Source organism: Streptomyces sp. NBC_01288 (assembly GCF_035982055.1).
GTDB lineage: Bacteria > Actinomycetota > Actinomycetes > Streptomycetales > Streptomycetaceae > Streptomyces.
This window is the reverse complement of record NZ_CP108427.1, coordinates 4,604,709-4,624,736: the sequence shown is the minus strand read 5'-3', so window position 1 is coordinate 4,624,736 and position 20,028 is coordinate 4,604,709. Positions and strand designations below refer to the sequence as shown.

Genomic DNA, 20,028 nt, shown 5'->3' with positions numbered 1-20,028 from the left:
CCTGCACACCGCAGCCGTAGGCCCTACTTGGCATCGGCGTAACACTCAACCACCGCCACCGTGAAGGGAAACCGCACCGGCGACTCCCCGAACGTCAGCCGCCCGGCGAGGTCGGCCGCCTCCTGTATCGCGGCGGCGACGGTATCGGCCTCCGCCTCCGGGCAGTGCACGATCACCTCGTCGTGCTGGAAGAAGACCAGCTCGGCCGCCAGCTCGGCGCAGGACCGCCGGAGCGCGGCCAGCATCAGCAGGGCCCAGTCCGCCGCGCTTCCCTGGACGACGAAGTTTCGGGCGAAACGGCCCCGGGCACGGGAGTTGGTCGAGGCGTAACCCGGCACCCAGCCCTGGTCGGCGGGGGCCGTGACGGGGTCGTCCTGGGGGATGCCCGCCTCCTCCGCCGCGTCCTCGCCCCCGGCCACCGGCGGGCAGGTCCGCCCCAGCCAGGTCCGGACGAGCCGCCCCTCCTCGCCCGCCTTCGCGGCATCGTCGACGTACGCCACCGCCTTGGGGAACCGGCGTCTGAGCGCGGCGAGGTTCTTGAGGCCGTCGCCGGAGGTCTGGCCGTAGACCGCTCCGAGCACGGCGATCTTGGCCTGGTCGCGGTCGCCGGAGAAGGCGCGGTCGGACACGGACTGGTAGAGGTCGGTGGCGCGGCCGGCCACCTCCATCAGCCCGGGGTCGCGGGAGATCGCGGCGAGCACCCGCGGTTCCATCTGGTCGGCGTCGGCGACGACGAGCCGCCAGCCCGGGTCGGCGACCACGGCCCGCCGGATGACCTTGGGGATCTGTAGCCCGCCCCCGCCGTTGGTGACCCAGCGCCCGGTGACCGTCCCGCCCGCGAGGAACTCCGGCCGGAACCGCCCGTCCCGCACCCAGTCCTGCAACCAGGACCAGCCGTGAGCGACCCAGATCCGGTACAGCTTCTTGTACTCCAGCAGCGGTTTCACGGCCGGATGGTCGAGGGACTGGATCTCCCAGCGCCGGGTGGACCTGACCTTGATCCCGGCTTCGGCGAACGCCTTGACCACGTCGGCCGGCAGATCGGGCCGCACCCGTCTCCCGAAGGCGGCGGACACCTCGTCCGCCAGCTCGGCGAGCCGTCGCGGCTCACCCCCGCCCGCGTACCGCTCGCCCAGCAACTCGTGCAGCATCTCCCGGTGCACATCGGCGCTCCAGGGCAGCCCGGCCCGGTTCATCTCGGCCGCGACCAGCATCCCCGCCGACTCGGAGGCGGTGAGCAGCCGCATCCGGTCGGGGTGCGTGGTGGCGTCGTGCCGCCGCTGCTGCTCGGCGTACACGGCGAGCAGGTCGGCCAGCGGGAGACGGACGCTCTGCGGCTCGAAGAGCGAGGGCTGCGCGCCCGGTTCGGCCGCCCGCTGCGGCGGATCCGGCGGTACGGCCCCGCCCCGCAACCGGGCCAGCGCGGCCGCCGCCGACCGCGGTTCACCGTGCCGCCCCTCGTGCCCGAGCAACAGCGTCTCGGCGTCCTCGACGTCGTAGCACCGCTCCACCCGCACCCCCGCGGCGAGCAGCACCGGATACACCTCCGCCGTGGACCGCCACACCCAACGCCCCACGTCAGGCCGCCCCCGCACGGCCTCGACAAGATCCGCCTCCCGCCCCACCGCCCCCACGGGCAGCCCGTCCGGACCGAGGGCGGCGACCTCCACACCACCGCCCTCGGCCGGAGCGAGCGCCCAGCGATCGGTCATGCTGGCGAGTGTGGCACGCGGGTCTGACAACGCCCGTGACCTGCGCGAATCGCGTCGCCCGCACAGCGTCTCCGAGCGAAGAAACGTCACGCGCACACTCGTACGGGTGACGCGTCACGAGATCACGGACGGCCCTCTCGCCTACGCTGACAGGGTCGCTCCGTACGAAGGAGGTCCGCCGTGGCACTGACCGCCCCAGAACGCCGACTGAGCCCTCATCCGAGTCCGATGAGTCCTCATCCGAGTCCGACTGAGGAGAGGCACATGGAGGCTTCGGTCGAGGCCGCCTTCGACGCGTTCGACGCTGCTGCCCCGGAGGGTTGGCGCGTGGAGTTGATCGAAGGGAAGATCCACGTGGTGCCTCCGGCGAATGGGGAGCATGAGGAGATCGTGTCCGAGACGGCGGAGCAGGTCACGCTCAACCGTCACGACGGCGATCTGCGTACGTACACCGGTATCGGCCTGGACGCTCCGGACGCGTCCCTCACCGGCAAGGTGGTCCCCGATCTGGTGATCGCTCCGAAGGGCAGTTTCGCCGACGACCAGCGCTATCACGACCCCGCGCCCGTCGTGCTAGTCGGTGAGGTGACCTCCGAGTCCACCGCCGTCAACGACCGCGGTCCCAAACTGCGTGGCTACGCGCGCGCGGGCATCCCCTGCTACCTGTTGATCGACCGCGAGGCCGGGACGGTCATCGTCTACAGCGAGCCCACCGGCGACCGCTACACCCGTGCCGCCGAGATCGAGATCTCCAAGACCGTGGCTCTGCCCGAGCCGCTCGGGTTCGACCTCGACACGAGCCGGTTCTGACCCGAGCGGCGGGCTTGCCCGTCTCAGCCCTGAAACCCGCTGAGCATCTCCGCGATGTGGTGTTCGGTCGTCGGCTTGTCGATGCCGAGGCCATTGAGGACGCCCTCGCCGTTCTCGTGCTCCAGCAGGGCGAGCAGGATGTGTTCGGTGCCGATGTAGTTGTGGCCCAGGCGCAGGGCCTCGCGGAAGGTGAGTTCCAGGACCTTCTTGGCGTCGGGGCCGTAGGGGACGAGGTCCGGGACCTCGTCGGCGGCCGGCGGGAGGGCCGCGGTGGCGGCTTGCCGTACGGCGTCCAGGAGGACCCCCTGCGCGACGATCGCCTTGCCCGCGAGGGCATCCGGTTCGGCGAGCAGGCCGAGGATCAGGTGCTCGGGGCGGCCCTCGGGGTTGCGGGCGGCGACGGCTTCGTTGTGGGAGGCCATCACCGCGTTGCGGGCGCGCGGTGTGTACCGGCTGAACCCCTGACTGGGATCGAGGTCGGCCGACTCCTTCGCCACGAAGCGCTTCTGGGCGGCCTGCCGGGTGACGCCCATGCTCCTGCCGATGTCCGTCCAGGAGGCACCTGAACGCCTGGCCTGGTCCACGAAGTGGCCGATCAGATGGTCGGCGACATCGCCCAGGTGGTCGGCTGCGATGACCGCGTCCTCAAGTTGGTCGAGCGGCGCGGGGTGGACCTTCTTGATGGCCGCGATGAGGTCGTCGAGGCGCACGGATGAGGTGACGTTCGGGTTGGTCGTCATGTGTCAACCGTAGGTTGACAGCGTAAGGGTGTCAACCCCGAGTTGACACCTGTCCGGCAGGTGAAGGTGAGGGTGTGATCAAGTAAAAGCCGGACCGCATCGATTTCGATAATGATAGATATGGCAGGTCATCACCCCCACCTCCCCGACGGAGTTATCGTGCAAAAGGTCATCGATTACATAGAGGAACGCCGGGCGTCGTACGAAGGGCATGAATTCTTCACCGACTTATTGGCCGACGAGTCGCTCCCCGGCGAAAAGCGCCTGGCGTGGGGCCCCAGTGTGATCCCGTTCATCATGGGTTACTCCGACCTGAACAAGTACGTCTTCCGCAAGAGCGCCGAGGAAGCCGAACGCGACCAGTTGCAGTCCCTCCTCAACGCCCACACGTACGAGGAGGACTTCCACTGGCAGTGGATGCTGACCGACCTGGAGAAGCTGGGCGCCGACCGCGAGTTGCCCCTCTCGGACGCCACCCGCGTCCTGTGGAGCGCGGACTTCCAGCACTCCCGACGCCTCGTCCTGGAACTGGCCGCACTCGCCGCCGACGCGCCCACGTACGCCGTCTTCGCCATGGTCGAGTCCATCGAGGCGGTCTCCATCACCATCTTCACGCACTGCCGGGGAATCGCCCTGCGGGACGGTCGTGAATGCGAATTCTTCGGCACGAAGCATTACCTGGCGGAGGCGTCGCACAGCATCAAGTCACCGGAAGTCGAAGAAACGAGCCTGCCGTCCCTCGACGAGGCCCAGCGCGAGGAATCCAGGCGCATGGTGGACCGCACGTTCGCGCTTTTCGACGACTGGTCCGGCGCTCTCCTGCAATTCGCGCTCGCCAACTCGGACCCCGACCGCACCTACGCGCGGATGATCCAGCAGAGCAAGGACCTGCTGCCGGAGGCCGAGGCGGCGGCAGCGAGCGCGTTCTAGCCGACAGGCGCAAGTGACCACTCCGTAGACGATCACTCCGTAGGCGGCTACTTCGTAGGCAACTACTTCGTGAGTGACCCGGCGGCGCCGGTCAGCAGCCAGTCGAGGCCGCGTTCGAAGCTCGACTCCGGGTCGTCGTTGTGGCGCAGCTCGGAGAAACCGGTCTCGGCGAGGTGGGGGAGCCTGCCGGCGTCGATCTGCTTCTGGACGTACTCCGTGGTGGCCGCGCGGCGGGCGGTGTCGGCCTCTTCGGTGGTCCGGCGCCGGATCCCGCCGGACAGCTCGGCCATCACATGCCCGAGCGTGAACGTGTCGACCGCGAGGATCAGCGCGCGCAGCACGGCACCGTCGGCGTCCAACCCCCGTACCGCGGCGGCGGATTCGTCCATGCGCTTCAGCGAGGCGGGGCCGACCGGGCACCCCGTGTCCCGGGTGGCCGGCAGCCACGGGTGGCGCAGGGCCGCGGCCCGGTTGGACCGGTGAGTACGCGCAACGCCTCGCGCCAGTCGGAGGGGACGTCTCCCACGAGCGTCTCCTCCGCGGCGGCGTCATGCTCGGCGTTCTCCGCACACCCCGCCGACACCCATTACCTGGCGCAGGACGCCGCGCTTCTTGAGTTGATCGGCGATGCGCGAGCAGACCGCGTGTGATGACCGCAGGACCGGGTCGGCCACCGGCAACACCCTTGAGGGGAAACGGAGTTCACCGCCGTAGCCCCTGCCCCTACGGCCCCGGCCTCCGCCTCACCCCCGGCGCAGCAACGGCGCGACCGCGTCCCGCAGTTGACCGACGTGCCCGTAGTGCAGTCCCGTCAGCCCCGCCTCCCGGGCCGCGACGACATGGCCGGCGGTGTCGTCGACGAACAGGCAGCGCTTCGGGTCGGCTCCGACGCGCCCGGCGGCCAACTCGAAGACGCGCGGGTCCGGTTTGGCCACGCCGACGCGGGCGGTGTTGACCACCGCGTCGAACGCCTCGGACAGGCCGATCGCCGCGAGGTAACTCTCCAGCCTGGTCGTGGCGTTGGAGAGCAGAACCACGGGCACCGTGCGCCGGACCTCGGTGAGCAGTGCCATGACGTCGGGGTCGACCCGGCCGGTGAGTGCACTCCACGCGGCCACCAAGTCACGGGCCCGTTCGGCCGAGCCGCAGACCGGCGTCAGGTCGTCGGCGATCCGGGACCGCCACTCCTCGTCACCGAGTTGCCCCGTCACGGCCGCCCGCAGCGACCCGCCCTCGAACGCGGCCCCGGCCAGCGTCCCCTCGGCCAGCCCCCAGGCCCGGTCCAGCGCGGTCATCCCGTCCGGATCCCACACGTGCACGACCCCGTCGAAATCGCACAGCACGGCGTCGAACGGCAGCGTCTCCATACGAACCGATCTTGCCACGCGGGCCGAAGCCCCACCGCCCCACCGTCCCAACGCCCTGGCGTCTACGAGGAGTTGGTTTTCCACAGGGTGTGGACGGACCGAGGCGCGACCACCGATCGGGCAGACCGGACCCTGCCCTATCCGGCGTCCTCGGAACGTATCCCGCCCCGTCTCCCCGCCACCCCATGACACGATCAAGCCGTGACCAGCAAGACCACCACCGTCGAGCGAGCCTTCGAGGCCGCCCTCTACACCGACACCCACGACGCCCTCGACGCGGGTGCCTCGATCCTCGCCGCCGACCCCGCCGCGGACCCCGAACTGGCAAGCCGTGGCCGGGAGTTCGTGGCATCGGCATGGCGGCGCGGCTGGCAGCCGGCAGACGTCGTACGGCTGGTTCGGCGGGAGTTGGACGACGTACACGTACGGCTCGTCTCGGCGCTGATCCGGGCGCAGGCACCGGACGACCGGGCGCGCGGCCCCCGTTGGGCGGCGCAGCTCGACGACCTGACCGTCGAAGAGCCGGCCCGCACCGACCGTTTCTCGCACGCCGGCACCGTGCTGGCGCTGTACCGCCTGCTGCTGCGGCTGCCGAGCCTCGAACCCCTCGACGAGCACGAACCGGGACGGCACGAGATCCGCCGGCCCGCCTCCCGCATGCTCACCCGCATCCGCGCGCTGCTCGCGAAGGCGGAGGCGACCGGGTTTCCGGAGGAGGCGGAGGCGTTGAGTGCCAAGGCGCAGGAGTTGATGGCGCGGCACAGTATCGACGAGGCGCTGCTCGACGCGCGGGCGCCGGCGAAGGACGCGCCCGGCGCGTGCCGGATCGGGGTCGAGGCGCCGTACGAGCAGGCGAAGGCGGTGCTGCTGGACGCGGTCGCCGGTGCGAACCACTGCCGGGCCGTCTGGAACGAGGCCTTCGGTTTCTCCACCGTCGTCGGTTTCGAGGGCGATCTGGAGGTGGTCGAACTCCTCTACACCTCGCTCCTCGTGCAGGCCACGACCGCGATGACGCGCGCGGAGGCGGCCCAGCGCGCGGGTGGCCGCCGGCGGACGAAGACCTTCCGGCAGTCCTTCCTCGCGGCCTACGCCCACCGCATCGGGGACCGGCTGGCGCGGGCCGCCGGGACGCAGGTGACCGACGACCTGCTCCCGGTGCTCGCGACTCGCGAGGTCGCCGTCACCGACCGCGTCGACGCGATGTTCCCGGAGACGACCACGACCCGCCTGCGCGGGATCACCGACGAGGCGGGCTGGACGGAGGGCGCCGAGGCGGCGGACCGGGCCCAGGTCAGGGCCCGACCGCCACTGGACTGACAGACGTCAGTCGCCGGCCTGCGTGAACGCGCTGACCGAGGCGTCCGAATCGGTCACGGAGGTCTTGCCCTGGACGGGTCCGTACGACCACTTGTAGCTCGTGGTGTCGCTGCTGCCTGGCAGGGCGATGACCACCTTCGTCGCGGCCAGGCTCAGCTTGTCGCCCGCCTTGCCGCGCACGTAGGTGATGGTGAAAGAGGCTGCGTCGCCCTTGGCGAGCTTCAGCTTCTGCGCCTTGGCGCCCTTCTGGGTGGAGAGGACGACCTTGGTGCCGCCGGCCTCCAGCGTGGCACCGGGGAACCCGTTCAGGTCGCACGGCTTGCTCTGGTTGGTGAGCGAGACGGGCACCTCACCGGTGTCACCGGCGGCCGGAGCGGTACTGGCCGGCCCGACCTGGACGGCGACCCCGTCGAACGAGCAGGCCGACCCGTTCTTGCTGTCGGAGGAACCACCACCGCTGCCACTGTCGCAGGCGGTCAGAAGCAGAGCCGACGCGAGCGCGGCGACGGCGAGGGGAACAGTGCGCATGAGGGGATCATCCCGCACCGAACCCCCCTCCGCCGACCGGCCTACACTCCAGGAGCCGCACACGGCCCCCACCTCAAGTCCTACAGCCTCAGGGCCATGACAGGTCCAGGCCTCCGGGGTTACGCCAGGTCTACGGCCCCAGGGCTGGGCAGGGCTTCCACCGCGAGGCCTACAGCTTCAGGGCCACGCCAGGTCTAAGCCTCCGGGGATACGCCAAGTCCACGACCCCGAGGGCTACGCCAAGTCCACGACCCCGAGGGCTACGCCAGGTCTACGACCCGAGGGCTGGGCAGCGCCCCCGCCCCAAGGCCTACAACCCCAGAGCCACGCCAGGTCTACGACCTCAGGGCTGGGCAAGGCTTCCACCCCGAGGCCTACAACCCCAGAGCCACGCCAGATCTACGACCCCAGGGCCACACAAGACCCGTGCCCCAAGGCCTACGCCCTCAGCGCTACGCCAGGTCTACGACCCAACGCACCCGCCCGTCCAGAACCACCCCAGGCCCACGCCCCAAGACACCCGCCCCCGGGGCCACCCGGACCTGCCTCACCCCTACGACTACGACCCCAAGCTCGCCGTAGGCAGACCCGACGGCAGCTTCCCGCCCTCGGCCCGGGTGTACGTCTCCTTGCCGGTACTCCCCGACCAGGTGACCGCGAGGCTCGACTTGCTGACGGAGTCGATCATTCCGGTCGCCCGGGTCTTGCTGCCGTCCGTGCACTTGAGGTGGATCATCTGCATCCCCGCCTCCTCGCCGGCCGTCCCGTTGCACACGGTGCCACCGGTCGTGAACAGCGCGGCCTGCTTGCCGGTGACCACAAGGACCAACGCCTTGCCGCCCGCCGTGGCGAGCCAACTGCCCTGTAGTCCGTCGGACGCGGCCGACGGACTGCTGCCGGAGCCACCGGAGTCCGCCGTCGCGGTCGACGTCGCCGACGAGGACGCGCTCGGCGTGGACGAGGAGTCGTCCGAGGAGTCACCGCTGCACGCGGTCAGGACGAGCGCGCCCGCCAGACCGGCGGCGGCCGCCGCCATCCGTACCGTCGAGACCGTCGAAAACGCCGTAGTCACTGGTAGCTCCCAAGCTGTAGCCGGACGCGGACGGTCGCCCGGTCGGCCTTGGCCTGGGGTTTTGGCCTCGGGCCCTGGACGCGGCCTCGGCCGGAACGACCGCAGCAAGCTACCAGTGGTTACCAGGAGGACTTGCGGACACCGGGTAGGTATCCGCTGTGAGCCTGTCCGCGCAGGTTCACCCGGGACAGTCCGAAGGTACGGAAGTAGCCGCGGGGGCGTCCGTCGACCTGGTCGCGGTTGCGGACCCGCGTGGCGCTCGCGTCGCGCGGCTGGCTGCGCAACTCCCGCTGCGCGGCGGCCCGTTCGGCCTCCGTCGAACCGGGTCGGCGGATGATCTCCTTCAGCTCGGCCCGCCGCGCCGCGTACCGCGCGACGACCTCCCGCCGCCGTTCGTTCGCCGCGATCTTGCTCTTCTTCGCCATCAGATCCTCACCCCGCGCTCGCGGATCCTGGCCACGGCCGCCTCGACGCCGATCGCGTCCACGGTCTTGATCCCCTTCGTGCTCAGCCGCAGCTGTACGTACCGGCCCTCGCCGGGCAGCCAGTAGCGCTTGGACTGGATGTTCGGGTCGAAACGGCGCGAGGTGCGCCGGTGTGAGTGGGAGATGCGGTTGCCGAAACCGGGCTGTGCGCCGGTCAGCATGCAGTGGGCGGACACGAGTGACGTACCTCTCCTCGATCGGGGCCGTAGCCAGTGCTGCTAATGGAATTCATTTTCAGTAAGGTATCAGGCATGGCTCGCAACGAACTCCGCCCGGTCATCAAACTCAGGTCCACCGCCGGCACCGGCTACACCTACGTGACCCGCAAGAACCGCCGAAACAACCCCGACCGCCTGACCCTGCGCAAGTACGACCCGGCCGCCGGCCGCCACGTCGACTTCCGAGAGGAGCGCTGACCGAGATGCGCGAGAACACCCACCCGCCCTACGGCCCCGTCGTCTTCCGGGACCGAGCCGCGAACCACGCCTTCCTGACCCGCTCGACGATGACGAGTGCGAAGACGATCGCGTGGGAGGACGGGAACACCTACCCCGTCGTCGACGTCGAGATCTCGAACGTCAGCCACCCCTTCTACACCGGCACGGCCCGCGTCCTGGACACGGCCGGCCGCGTGGAGCGCTTCGAGCGCCGCTACGGGAAGCAGGCCTGACGGTGTCCGACCTCTCCGTCGCGATCGTCGCCGGCCTGCACGCAGACGCCCGCAGAGCGACCGTCGCCCAACTCCTCCACGACGTCCCCGGCAGCGTCGTACTCCACCACGACCTCGCTACGGCCGCCGCCGGCACGGTCGTCCGCACGGTCAGGGACGCCACGGGCATCCTCGACGCGGGCGAGACCCCGCTGGTCAACGACTGCGCGTGCTGCGCGCTCCGCGAAGACCTGGTCCCGGAGCTCCGCCGGCTCGCCGCGGCCGGTCAAGTCCGGCTCGCTGTCGTCGAGTTGTGGGACTCCGTCGAACCCAAGGCCATGGCCGAGGTGATCACCGCCGGCGGCCTCACGGTCACCGGCGTCATCACCGCCGTGGACCCGTCCCTGCTCCTCCCGTACCTCGGCAACGGTGACGACCTCGCCGAGACCGGCCTAGCGGCGGCGGCCACGGACCAGCGGACCGTCGCGGACACCTTCGCCCGCCAACTGGAGTACGCCGCGGTCCTCGCCGTCCTCGACTCGGCCGACGCCGACGACGAAGACCGGGAGCTACTGGACCAGTTGCACCCGACGGCCCGCCAAGTCCCGGTCGGAGGCGGCGACTTGACGAGAAGGGCCGGTCACGACGCCCCGGCACAGCTTCCCGCCCCGCCCACCCCCAACCCCCCAGGGGCGCGGGGAACTGCGCGACCAGCCCCCACCGACCCGCACCCCGCAAACAACCCGAACCACCCACCCCCACCCCGGTCCCCCCAACGCACCCCCGCCAACGCCACCCCGCCCCCGCGCGACGCCTCGACCTACCCCGCCCCACCCCCACGCAGCGTCCTCGCCCGCGCAGCCCTCGCCGGCTTCGACGTGGAAGCCGCAGCCGCCGCCCAACACCCCGCCTGCGCCCTCCTCCCCGTCGAGGCGGACGCGCACGGCGTGACCACGCTCGTCTGGCACCGGTGTCGGCCCTTCCACCCGGAGCGGCTGTACGCGGCACTTGAGGACATCACCTGTGCCGCCGCCCGGAGCCGGGGGCGGTTCTGGCTCGCGGACAAGCCCGACTCGTTGCTGCACTGGGACGCGGCCGGGGGTGCCCTGTGTGTGGAGAGCGCGGGGCCGTGGCTCGCCTCGTTGCCGGACGCCGCTTGGGAGTTGGTGCCGCCGGTGCGTCGGGCCGCCGCCGCGCTCGACTGGCATCCGGAGCACGGGGACTGCTGCCAGCACCTTGTCTTCACGTCTCCCGGCCTCGACCGCGACGGGCTCGAACTGCTCCTGGAGTCCTGCCTGTTGACCGATGCCGAGTACGCCGCGGGCCGTAGCGCCTGGAAGCGCATCCCGTCCGCCTTCGACACCCTTCTGGAGATCTGACCGTGCCCCGCAAGCCCGACCTCAAGTCCGCGCGCCGGCCCGCCAAGTCCCGCCGTAATCCCTTGGAAGCGGCCGGAGTTGAGTACATCGACTACAAGGACACCGCGCTGCTGCGGAGCTTCGTCTCCGACCGCGGCAAGATCCGCAGCCGTCGGGTCACCGGCGTATCGGCGCGGCAGCAGCGGCAGTTGGCGGCTGCGATCAAGAACGCCCGGGAGATGGCATTGTTGCCGTACTCGACCCGATAGCCGCCCGCATGGAACACAAGGGCCCCCGTACACGTCTTCCCTAGTACATGTCCTGCCCGGTCCTGGGCAGACGCTGGAACGGCATCGGTAAAGCAGTCGTCAAAGCTGTAACCGGAGGGCCACGCCCCGTGCACGTGCATCTGCTCATGCAGCTGCACATGAACAGGGCTATGATCCGGAACAGTTGACCACTGCATCAATGGCCACACCAGCCAGTGCACAACCGGGAGCGACCTGTGGACCACCGCGTTGACAGCGTGTACTTGGGGTTCGACGTGTACAACGGCATGGCTGCCACGCAGCTGGACGGAGTGGCCTGGCAGAAGAGCCGGCACAGCAACTCGCAAGGATCCTGCGTGGAGTTCGCGCGACTGCCCGGCGGCGACGTCGCGGTACGCAACTCGCGCTTCCCCGACGGCCCGGCGCTCGTCTACACCCGCGCCGAGATCGAGGCGATGCTCCTGGGCATCAAGGACGGCGAGTTCGACCACCTGACAGCGGGATAGCGGGACAACGCGCCGACCTGCGGAAACGGCGGCAACGCGCGTAGAACCGCGGCCTCAAAAAGAGCCGCGGTTCCTCACGCGTTCTGCTGCGCGGCCTCGCCCTGGAGCCGGAACAGCGCCCAGACCACCTTGCCGCTGAGCGTCCCCGCCAGCGGGTGCCAGCCCCAGCCGTCGGCGAACGAGTCGACGAGGAACAGGCCGCGGCCCGACTCCGCCGAGAAGTCCTCCGTCTCGCGGGCGACGGGGCTGTCGTGACTGGGGTCGCGCACGGCGCACACCAGCCGCTCGGTCCAGCGCATCAGGTGCAGCCGCACGGGCGGGTTCTGCTCCGGGACGCGCGGGGTGTTGGCCGGCAGGGCATGGCGCAGCGCGTTGGTGACCAGTTCGGAGACGACCAGGCAGACGTCGTCGAAGCGGTCGCCTATGTCCCACTGGTCGAGCGTGCGGCGGGTGAACTGCCGTGCCTCGCGCACCGCTTCGTAGCGGGCGGCCAGAGCACACGACGCGGCGCTGGACACGGCCGAAGGGTCCAGCGGCGGAAGGCCCTGCCGTAACGGCTCGAGCATGGTCGATCCATTCGTCCCCATGCGAGGCACTCCCGGGAATTCGCGGTCGTTGCGATGCAGCGGTGGCGCGAGACCATGGTTTCGGATGCGTACAGCAGATGCAAGGGCAGATGCACGTGCAGCTGACCGAATTGGACCCTCCCGTACCGCTTGTTGGCCATTTTTTCCGCCAACTTCACGCCGTTCTCGCCCTCCGACCTTGCTTCTTCCTGACGTCTTCCTGACAACTTCCTGTGAACGGGCGTCCCTTCTTTCCATTTCTGTAACCGAACGAGTACTGCTCGAAGTGTTTTAGTGGCAGACTGCGGCCCCTGAAGAGGTTGGGGAGGCTGGCGAACGTGAGCGCGGGAGAGCCCGGATCGGTGGTGCGGCGGATGCTGCTCGGCTCGCAACTCAGGCGACTGCGGGAAGCACGCGGGATCACCCGAGAGGCGGCGGGGTACTCGATCCGCGCTTCCGAATCCAAGATCAGTCGCATGGAGCTGGGGCGAGTGAGCTTCAAGACCCGGGACGTAGAGGACCTCTTGACGCTGTACGGCATCACGGACGAGGCGGAGCGCATCTCACTCCTCTCCCTCGCGAAGGAGGCCAACGTAGCGGGCTGGTGGCACAGTTACTCGGACGTCCTGCCCAGTTGGTTCCCCACCTATGTGGGCCTGGAGGGCGCCGCCTCCCTCATCCGCGTCTACGAGGTGCAGTTCGTCCACGGACTCCTCCAGACCGAGGCCTACGCCCGCGCGGTCGTCCGGCGCGGCATGAAGGGCGCGAGTGCGGCCGACGTGGAACGGCGGGTGGCGCTGCGACTTGAGCGGCAGAAGTACCTGGTGAACGAGAACGCGCCGGACTTCCACATCGTCCTGGACGAGGCCGCCCTGCGCCGCCCGTACGGCGACCGCGAGGTGATGCGCGGTCAGTTGCAGCATCTGATCGAGGTCTCCGAACACTCCAACGTCCGCCTCCAGGTGATGCCGTTCGGCTTCGGCGGGCACGCTGGCGAGTCCGGTGCCTTCACGATCCTGTCGTTCCCCGAGTCCGACCTCTCGGACGTCGTCTATCTCGAACAGCTCACCAGCGCGCTCTACTTGGACAAGTCCGAGGACGTGGCCCAGTACGAGAAGGCGCTGAAGGAGCTTCAGCAGGACAGCCCGGGCCCGGACGAGAGCCGGGATCTTCTCCGGGGACTGCTCCAACTCTCTTGAAACACAAGTACGATGACGTGTGATCAGACCGTGATGATCGTGATGGATCGTCCGGTCTGCTGTTGATCGTGTCTGCAACTGATCGTGCCTGCTGACGATTTGAGCGATTGAGGGATCACATGTCGTCCTACTTCACCGACCTGGCTCAGCAGTACATCGACGGTGAGTGGCGCCCGGGCACCGGCTCCTGGGACATCATCGACTTCAACCCGTACGACGGCGAGAAGCTCGCGTCGATCACCATAGCCACGGTCGACGAGGTCGACGAGGCGTACAAGGCTGCCGCCCGCGCGCAGAAGGCGTGGGGCGCGACCAACCCCTACGCCCGTCGTGCCGTGTTCGAGAAGGCCCTGTGGCTCATCGAGGACCGCGAGCAGGAGATCGCCGAGGTGATCATCGCCGAACTCGGCGGCACGCACCTGAAGGCCGGCTTCGAACTGCACCTCGCCAAGGAGTTCCTGCGCGAGGCGATCCACCTCGCGCTGCGCCCCCAGGGCCGGATCATCCCCTCGCCGGTCGACGGCAAGGAGAACCGCGTCTACAGCGTCCCGGTGGGCGTCGTCGGTGTGATCAGCCCCTTCAACTTCCCGTTCCTCCTCTCCCTCAAGTCGGTTGCCCCCGCACTGGCGTTGGGCAACGGCGTGGTCCTCAAGCCGCACCAGAACACCCCGATCGTCGGCGGTTCCCTGGTCGCGAAGATCTTCGAGGACGCGGGCCTGCCGGGCGGTCTCCTGAACGTCGTCATCACGGACATCGCCGAGATCGGCGACGCGTTCATCGAGCACCCGATCCCGAAGGTCATCTCCTTCACCGGCTCCGACAAGGTCGGCCGCCACGTCGCGACCGTCTGCGCCGCGCAGTTCAAGCGCACGGTGCTCGAACTCGGCGGCAACAGCGCCATCGTGGTCCTCGACGACGCCGACATCGACTACGCGGTCGACGCGGCGGTCTTCAGCCGCTACGTCCACCAGGGCCAGGTCTGCATGGCCGCGAACCGTGTCCTGGTCGACCGGTCGATCGCCGACGAGTTCACCGAGAAGTTCGTCACCAAGGTCAAGTCCCTCAAGGTCGGCGACCCGCGCGACCCGCAGACCGTCATCGGCCCGGTCATCAACTCTCAGCAGGCGGATGCCCTTTCGGGTGTCGTCGAGCAGGCGATCGCGGAAGGCGCGACGGCTCTGGTCCACGGCACGACCACCGACAACCTGGTCTCCCCCTCGGTCCTCACCGACGTCCCCGCCGACTCGGACCTGCTCCGCCAGGAGGTCTTCGGCCCGGTCGCCTTCCTCATCCCGTTCGACGGCGAGGAGGAGGCCGTGAGCATCGTCAACGACACGCCGTACGGCCTCAGCGGTGCCGTCCACACCGGTGACATCGAGCGCGGCGTGAACTTCGCCAAGCAGATCGACACGGGCATGTTCCACGTCAACGACGGCACCGTCCACGACGAGCCGATCGTCCCCTTCGGCGGCGAGAAGGCCTCGGGCGTGGGCCGCCTCAACGGCGAGTCGATGCTGGACGCGTTCACCAGCCTGAAGTGGATCTCGGTGCAGCACGGGCGGAGCGGCTTCCCGTTCTGATCCCTTGAGCAGCTGGTTTTCCTGAGCAGCTGTTTTTTTGAGTACGACACCGTAGCCCGGGCCATTGAGGACAGAACCTGACCTCGATGGCCCGTAGCTTCATCGACGTCGGGCAGGGGGACAGGCTCCCGGTCGGCACCGGCGAAAGGCGAAGGCCATGGTCACGCACGTACCCGCGGACGCACAGGGCGACGAGCGAGGGTCACTGCTCACGTTCATCGAGGACCAACGGGGCGGTATCCGCAGGGCGTTGCTCGGGCTGACCGAGGAACAGGCCGCGAGCAGGCCGAGCGCGAGCGAGCTCTCCCTCTCCGGGCTGCTCAAGCATGTCGCCGACGTCGAGCAGGGCTGGATCGCCCGGGCGAAGCAGGAACCGCCGGCCGTCCAGCGCGACCAGGCCAACTGGCACGAGACGTTCCGGCTGGTCGACGGCGAGACCGTCGAGTCGCAGCTCGCGTACTGGGAGAAGGTCGCCGCCGAGACCGAGGCGTACATCCGCTCGGTGCCGAGCCTCGACGACACCTTCCCGGTCCCGAGCGAGCCCTGGTTCCCGCCGGAGGGCCGCGTCTCCGTGCGCTGGCTCTGCCTGCACCTGATCCGCGAGACCGCCCGGCACGCCGGCCATGCCGACATCATCCGCGAGTCCCTGGACGGCGCCACCGCCTTCGAGCTGTACGTGAAGGAGCGGGGTACGACCCGGGGCTGACCTGCCGGGTTCTACGCTGAGCCCATGTCAGCGATCCGTCTCCTCGTGCTCAACGCCGTGCGCCAGCACGGGCGGGCCCACGGTTACCAGGTGCGCAACGACCTGGAGTACTGGGGCGCGCACGAGTGGTCCAACGCCAAGCCCGGCTCGATCTACCACGCGCTGAAACAGCTGGCCAAGCAGGGTTTCCTGCACGCCCACGAGATCGCGCCGTCCACCGTCGGGGGCCCGCCGCGCACGGAGTACGAGATCACCGACGGGGGCACCGAGGAGTACTTCCGGCTGCTGCGCGAGGCGCTGTCGTCGTACGACCAGCAGATGGACGTGAAGTCGGCCGCCATCGGGGGCATCGTCGATCTGCCCAGGGCCGAGGTGGTGGCGCTGCTCCAGGAGCGCACTCGGGGTATCGCCCAGTGGCGGGCCTCGGTCACCGAGTACTACATCCCCGAGGGAGGCCCCGAACAGCTGGGCCACATCGGCGAGATCATGAACCTCTGGATCCACACGGCCGACGCTGAGGCCGCGTGGACCCAGGGGCTGATCGAGCGCATCGAGGGCGGGGCGTACACCTTCGTGGGGGAGGGTGCGCCGTTCGTCGGTGTCCTGCGGGACGACGAGGAGAACCCGTACGCGACGGGGGAGCGGCACCCGGGGGATAGTCACTAATCAAGTTTGACTAACGAGGGTTACGGCGTTACTTTCGAGCGTGTAGTCAAGTTTGACTAGCGAAGGGGTGTCCAGTGGCCGACGCGGCGATCATCGTCGAGGACGCGCACAAGACGTACGGGGAGAAGAAAAACCGGAAGGCTGAGGGGGGTGACGGCTCCAAGGGGGGCAAGAAGGCGTTGGACGGGCTCGATCTGCGGGTCGCGCGCGGCACCGTGCACGGGGTGCTCGGGCCCAATGGCGCGGGCAAGACCACTCTGGTCCGTGTTCTGTCCACCCTGTTGCGGCCCGACTCCGGCCGGGTCGAGGTCGCGGGGTACGACGTGCTGAGCGAGGCTCGTGCGGTTCGGTTTCGTATCGGGCTGCTCGGTCAACATGCGGCGCTGGATGAGGAGTTGGGTGGTCGGCAGAACCTGGAGATGTTCGGCCGTCTTCATCACCTGGGTGCCCGTCCCGCGCGTGTGCGTGCCGATGAGCTCCTGGAACGTTTCGATCTCGCCGACACCGGTCGTAAGCCGGTTCGCGCCTACAGCGGAGGCATGCGGCGGCGGCTGGATCTCGCCGCCTCGCTCGTCACCGCACCGGAGATCCTCTTCCTGGACGAGCCGACGACCGGTCTCGATCCGCGTGGTCGGGCCGAGGTGTGGACGGCGGTCCGTTCCCTGGTCGGGGGTGGTACGACGGTTCTGCTCACCACGCAGTACCTGGAGGAGGCCGATCAACTCGCCGACCGGGTCTCGGTAGTTGACCGGGGGTGCGTCATCGCCGACGGGACCCCGGACTCGCTGAAGTCTCGTATGGGTGGCGACCGTATCGACGTTGTTCTACGTGACGCGGGTCAACTGGGCGCCGCTGTCGCGCTGTTGCCGCTGCCTGTCGGCGACATTCGGGTCGATGCGGATCGTCGGCTGCTCAGTGCGCCGGTCTCCGACCGGATGGCGGCGCTCTCCGGGGTCGTACGGGCGCTGGAGGAGGGCGGGATCGATGCGGAGGATGTGGCGTTGCGGCGGCCCACTCTGGACGAGGTGTTCCTGCATCTCACGGGAGACGGTGACGGGGCGGGCGCGGACCGTCGTACGAACGTGAAGGAGGCCGTGTGAGTGCCTACGCTCTGACCGATTCCTGGACCATGACCCGGCGTGAACTCGCCCACTGGGCGCGGCAGCCCGTGCAGGTCGTGGTGAGTCTGGTTTTCCCGGTGATGCTGTTGTTGATGTTCGGGTATCTGATCGGCGGTGGGCGGGCGGTCGAGGGTGACTACGTCGACTACCTGGTGCCCGGGATGCTCGCGCTGACCATGGCCTTCGGGCTTGAGGGGACGATGGTCGCCGTCACACAGGATCTCAACAAGGGGGTGATCGATCGGTTCCGGTCGATGCCGATGGCTGACGGGGCGGTGTTGGTGGGGCGTTCGGCTGCGGACATGTTGCAGTCGGCGATCGGTCTTGTCGTGCTGATCGGGGTTGGGCTCGGGCTTGGTTGGCGGCCGCATGCCGGGGCTGGGCAATTCCTGGGCGCCGTGGGGCTGTTGCTTTTCTTTCGGTTCGCCATGTTGTGGGTCGGGATCTATCTGGCGCTGGTGGCGGGGCGGCCTGAGATGGTGCAGGCCGTGCAGATTCTGGTGTGGCCGGTCGGGTTTCTGTCCAACGCCTTGGCTACGCCGGCTGCCATGCCTGGGTGGCTGGGCGTGGTTGTTCAGTGGAATCCGATGTCTCAGACCGCGACTGCTGTGCGGGAGCTTTTTGGTGGGCCCGGGGGAGAGTCGGGGCATGTTTGGGCCGCTGTGGTCTGGCCGTTGGGCTTGCTGGTGGTGTTTTTTCCGCTGGCTGTGCGGCGGTTTCGGGGGATTGGGGGGTGAGTTGTCGGGTGCGGGCCGGTGGGGGCTGGTCGCGCAGTTCCCCGCGCCCCTGGGTGGTTGGGGGTGCGGCTTTGTGTCTTGGTGCGGGTGCGTTGTTGTTCGCCTGGGGTGCGTTGGGGGTCGGCGCCGCGCCGGGGGGTGTCCGTCCTCGGATTGGCGCGGGGGCTGTTGGCCATCGGCTTGACCGTGTTTGACGCGCCAACCGCTGCGGGCGGACACCCCCCGACACGTCGCCTTCTCGCCGTACGCGGGGGGCGGGCCGTGGCCCCCGGATCAGTGGTGGAAGCCTGTTGCCGCTCCCTTGTCGGGGGTGAAGGGGTGGGGCTGGCGGCGTAGTTCGGGGAGGAGGCGGGTCAGGTCGTCCAGGAACAGTTCGGCGAGGTCTGCGGAGAAGCCGTTGCGGCTTACGATCCGGAGGACCGAGAGGTCCTCGCGGTTGGCCGGGAAGGTGTACGCCGGGACCAGCCAGCCGTGTTCGCGTAGGCGGCGGGAGACGTCGAACACGTCGTACGTCGTGACGCCCGGGGCGGTGGTGAAGGCGAAGACCGGCAACTCGTCGCCCCGGGTGAGGAGTCGGAAGTCTCCGAGGGCCTCGATGCGGTCGGCGAGGCCTCGGGCCACGTTCCGGGTGGACTGTTGGACCGCGCGGTAGCCCTCGCGGCCCAGGCGCAGGAATGTGTAGTACTGGGCCACTACTTGGGCGCCGGGGCGGGAGAAGTTGAGGGCGAAGGTGGGCATGTCGCCGCCCAAGTAGTTGACGCGGAAGACGAGTTCCTCCGGGAGGGCCTCCTTGTCGCGCCACAGGGCCCAGCCGACGCCCGGGTAGACCAGGCCGTACTTGTGGCCCGAGGTGTTGATCGAGGCCACGCGCGGGAGGCGGAAGTCCCAGATCAGGTCCGGGTCCAGGAAGGGCGCGACCATGGCGCCGGACGCGCCGTCCACGTGGACCGGGATGTCGAGGCCCGTGCGCTCCTGGAGTGCGTCGAGGGCGGCGCACAGGTCGGCGATCGGCTCGTAGGAGCCGTCGAAGGTGGAGCCCAGGATGCCTACGACGCCGATCGTGTTCTCGTCGCAGAGTTCGGCGGCGGCCTGGGGGTCGAGGTGGAAGCGGTCGCCCTCCATGGGGACTTGGCGGGCCTCTACCTCCCAGAAGTTGCAGAACTTCTCCCAGCAGACCTGGACGTTGACGCCCATCACCAGGTTCGGGCGGGCCGCCGGGTAGCGGTCCTTGTTGCGTTGTGTCCAGCGGCGTTTGAGGGCCATTCCGGCGAGCATGCAGGCCTCGCTGGAGCCGGTTGTCGAGCAGCCCACGGCGGCTGAGGGATCGGGTGCGTTCCACAGGTCCGCGAGCATGGCCACGCAGCGCTTCTCCAGCTCCGCGGTGCGGGGGTACTCGTCCTTGTCGATCATGTTCTTGTCCCGGCACTCCGCCATCAGGACGCCGGCTTCCGGCTCCATCCACGTGGTGACGAAAGTCGCCAGGTTCAGGCGGGAGTTGCCGTCCAGCATCAGCTCGTCGTGCACGAGCTGGGCCGCCGTCATCGGGGGCAACGGCGTGTCCGGGAGCCGGTGCTTGGGCGGGGCCTCGGTCATGCCGCCGACCGGATTGGCCTCCCCGTAGAAGGGGTTCACGGACATGGGGCGTTCGGCGGGCTGGTCGGGACCTTGGTGCAACGGCATGGCGTGCCTCCGATAAGGATCAAAAGAACC

24 protein-coding genes are annotated in these 20,028 nt (G+C 69.1%); 14 read left to right on the top strand and 10 right to left on the bottom strand.

The genetic code is table 11. The annotated features are described in order from the left end of the window. Positions 1-23: 23 nt before the first annotated feature. Positions 24-1,712 carry a bifunctional 3'-5' exonuclease/DNA polymerase gene (locus tag OG194_RS20510; RefSeq protein ID WP_327402270.1) on the bottom strand — a complete coding sequence of 563 codons (1,689 nt, stop codon included), beginning with the start codon at positions 1,710-1,712 and terminating at the stop codon, positions 24-26. A gap of 264 nt (positions 1,713-1,976) precedes the next feature. Between OG194_RS20510 and OG194_RS20505 the strand changes: the two genes are divergently transcribed. After that, the gene (locus OG194_RS20505) at positions 1,977-2,522 is read left to right on the top strand and encodes a Uma2 family endonuclease (protein ID WP_327402269.1); all 546 of its coding nucleotides are present in this window, start codon (positions 1,977-1,979) and stop codon (positions 2,520-2,522) included. 23 nt (positions 2,523-2,545) lie between these two features. Here the strand turns inward: OG194_RS20505 and OG194_RS20500 are convergent, their stop codons facing one another. Beyond that, positions 2,546-3,262 (bottom strand): Clp protease N-terminal domain-containing protein, encoded by a 717-nt coding sequence (locus OG194_RS20500; RefSeq protein ID WP_327402268.1) that lies wholly within the window; start codon positions 3,260-3,262, stop codon positions 2,546-2,548. A gap of 159 nt (positions 3,263-3,421) precedes the next feature. Between OG194_RS20500 and OG194_RS20495 the strand changes: the two genes are divergently transcribed. Further along, the gene (locus OG194_RS20495) at positions 3,422-4,192 is read left to right on the top strand and encodes a hypothetical protein (protein WP_327402267.1); all 771 of its coding nucleotides are present in this window, start codon (positions 3,422-3,424) and stop codon (positions 4,190-4,192) included. 62 nt (positions 4,193-4,254) lie between these two features. Here OG194_RS20495 and OG194_RS20490 read toward each other — a convergent pair whose 3' ends face one another. After that, the gene (locus tag OG194_RS20490) at positions 4,255-4,698 is read right to left on the bottom strand and encodes a TetR/AcrR family transcriptional regulator C-terminal domain-containing protein (RefSeq protein WP_327407146.1); all 444 of its coding nucleotides are present in this window, start codon (positions 4,696-4,698) and stop codon (positions 4,255-4,257) included. 237 nt (positions 4,699-4,935) lie between these two features. Then, positions 4,936-5,559 (bottom strand): HAD family hydrolase, encoded by a 624-nt coding sequence (locus OG194_RS20485; protein ID WP_327402266.1) that lies wholly within the window; start codon positions 5,557-5,559, stop codon positions 4,936-4,938. A gap of 201 nt (positions 5,560-5,760) precedes the next feature. Here OG194_RS20485 and OG194_RS20480 point away from each other — a divergent pair, with 201 nt between their 5' ends. Further along, positions 5,761-6,876 (top strand): DUF2786 domain-containing protein, encoded by a 1,116-nt coding sequence (locus OG194_RS20480; protein ID WP_327402265.1) that lies wholly within the window; start codon positions 5,761-5,763, stop codon positions 6,874-6,876. A gap of 6 nt (positions 6,877-6,882) precedes the next feature. On the opposite strand, the gene OG194_RS20475 is transcribed toward OG194_RS20480, so the two are convergent. The 4 genes from OG194_RS20475 to rpmB all read right to left on the bottom strand — a co-directional run bounded on the left by OG194_RS20475 (position 6,883) and on the right by rpmB (position 9,137). After that, a complete protein-coding gene (locus tag OG194_RS20475) occupies positions 6,883-7,404 on the bottom strand; it encodes a DUF4232 domain-containing protein (RefSeq protein ID WP_327402264.1) in 522 nt (173 codons plus the stop codon). Positions 7,405-7,963: 559 nt separating this feature from the next. Then, positions 7,964-8,440 carry a hypothetical protein gene (locus tag OG194_RS20470; protein ID WP_327407145.1) on the bottom strand — a complete coding sequence of 159 codons (477 nt, stop codon included), beginning with the start codon at positions 8,438-8,440 and terminating at the stop codon, positions 7,964-7,966. Between the two features lie 155 nt (positions 8,441-8,595). After that, complete coding sequence (gene rpsN / locus OG194_RS20465; protein WP_327402263.1) at positions 8,596-8,901, bottom strand: 30S ribosomal protein S14; 306 nt, start codon at positions 8,899-8,901, stop codon at positions 8,596-8,598. Then, positions 8,901-9,137: a 50S ribosomal protein L28 gene (gene rpmB, locus OG194_RS20460; protein ID WP_327402262.1), complete on the bottom strand. Its 237-nt coding sequence runs from the start codon at positions 9,135-9,137 to the stop codon at positions 8,901-8,903. Before rpmB ends, rpsN begins: the two co-directional genes overlap by 1 nt. Positions 9,138-9,212: 75 nt before the next feature. On the opposite strand from rpmB, the gene rpmG reads away from it, so the two are divergent. From rpmG to OG194_RS20435, 5 genes are all read left to right on the top strand, one after another. Further along, the gene (rpmG, locus tag OG194_RS20455) at positions 9,213-9,377 is read left to right on the top strand and encodes a 50S ribosomal protein L33 (protein ID WP_327402261.1); all 165 of its coding nucleotides are present in this window, start codon (positions 9,213-9,215) and stop codon (positions 9,375-9,377) included. Between the two features lie 5 nt (positions 9,378-9,382). Further along, positions 9,383-9,631 carry a type B 50S ribosomal protein L31 gene (locus OG194_RS20450; protein ID WP_327402259.1) on the top strand — a complete coding sequence of 83 codons (249 nt, stop codon included), beginning with the start codon at positions 9,383-9,385 and terminating at the stop codon, positions 9,629-9,631. Between the two features lie 2 nt (positions 9,632-9,633). Beyond that, positions 9,634-10,989 (top strand): GTP-binding protein, encoded by a 1,356-nt coding sequence (locus tag OG194_RS20445; protein WP_327402258.1) that lies wholly within the window; start codon positions 9,634-9,636, stop codon positions 10,987-10,989. Between the two features lie 2 nt (positions 10,990-10,991). Then, entirely contained in the window at positions 10,992-11,237 is a 246-nt protein-coding gene (gene rpsR / locus OG194_RS20440; protein ID WP_327402257.1) for a 30S ribosomal protein S18, read from the top strand. Between the two features lie 287 nt (positions 11,238-11,524). After that, complete coding sequence (locus OG194_RS20435; protein ID WP_405953234.1) at positions 11,525-11,743, top strand: DUF397 domain-containing protein; 219 nt, start codon at positions 11,525-11,527, stop codon at positions 11,741-11,743. Positions 11,744-11,817: 74 nt separating this feature from the next. Here OG194_RS20435 and OG194_RS20430 read toward each other — a convergent pair whose 3' ends face one another. Beyond that, the gene (locus OG194_RS20430) at positions 11,818-12,330 is read right to left on the bottom strand and encodes an ATP-binding protein (protein WP_327402255.1); all 513 of its coding nucleotides are present in this window, start codon (positions 12,328-12,330) and stop codon (positions 11,818-11,820) included. 353 nt (positions 12,331-12,683) lie between these two features. On the opposite strand from OG194_RS20430, the gene OG194_RS20425 reads away from it, so the two are divergent. The 6 genes from OG194_RS20425 (at position 12,684) to OG194_RS20400 (ending at position 18,318) form a co-directional block, all read left to right on the top strand. After that, entirely contained in the window at positions 12,684-13,508 is an 825-nt protein-coding gene (locus tag OG194_RS20425) for a helix-turn-helix domain-containing protein (RefSeq protein ID WP_327407144.1), read from the top strand. A 119-nt stretch (positions 13,509-13,627) separates the two neighbouring features. Further along, positions 13,628-15,088: an aldehyde dehydrogenase family protein gene (locus OG194_RS20420; RefSeq protein ID WP_327402254.1), complete on the top strand. Its 1,461-nt coding sequence runs from the start codon at positions 13,628-13,630 to the stop codon at positions 15,086-15,088. Between the two features lie 157 nt (positions 15,089-15,245). Continuing rightward, positions 15,246-15,794 (top strand): DinB family protein, encoded by a 549-nt coding sequence (locus OG194_RS20415; RefSeq protein WP_327402253.1) that lies wholly within the window; start codon positions 15,246-15,248, stop codon positions 15,792-15,794. 24 nt (positions 15,795-15,818) lie between these two features. Further along, the gene (locus OG194_RS20410) at positions 15,819-16,460 is read left to right on the top strand and encodes a PadR family transcriptional regulator (RefSeq protein ID WP_327402252.1); all 642 of its coding nucleotides are present in this window, start codon (positions 15,819-15,821) and stop codon (positions 16,458-16,460) included. 74 nt (positions 16,461-16,534) lie between these two features. Next, positions 16,535-17,560, top strand: a complete 1,026-nt coding sequence (locus tag OG194_RS20405; RefSeq protein WP_327402251.1) for an ATP-binding cassette domain-containing protein — start codon at positions 16,535-16,537, stop codon at positions 17,558-17,560. Further along, positions 17,557-18,318 carry an ABC transporter permease gene (locus OG194_RS20400; RefSeq protein ID WP_327402250.1) on the top strand — a complete coding sequence of 254 codons (762 nt, stop codon included), beginning with the start codon at positions 17,557-17,559 and terminating at the stop codon, positions 18,316-18,318. The genes OG194_RS20405 and OG194_RS20400 overlap by 4 nt, the downstream gene beginning before the upstream one ends. Positions 18,319-18,591: 273 nt before the next feature. Here the strand turns inward: OG194_RS20400 and OG194_RS20395 are convergent, their stop codons facing one another. Beyond that, entirely contained in the window at positions 18,592-19,998 is a 1,407-nt protein-coding gene (locus OG194_RS20395; protein ID WP_327402249.1) for a glutamate decarboxylase, read from the bottom strand. Positions 19,999-20,028 lie beyond the last annotated feature (30 nt).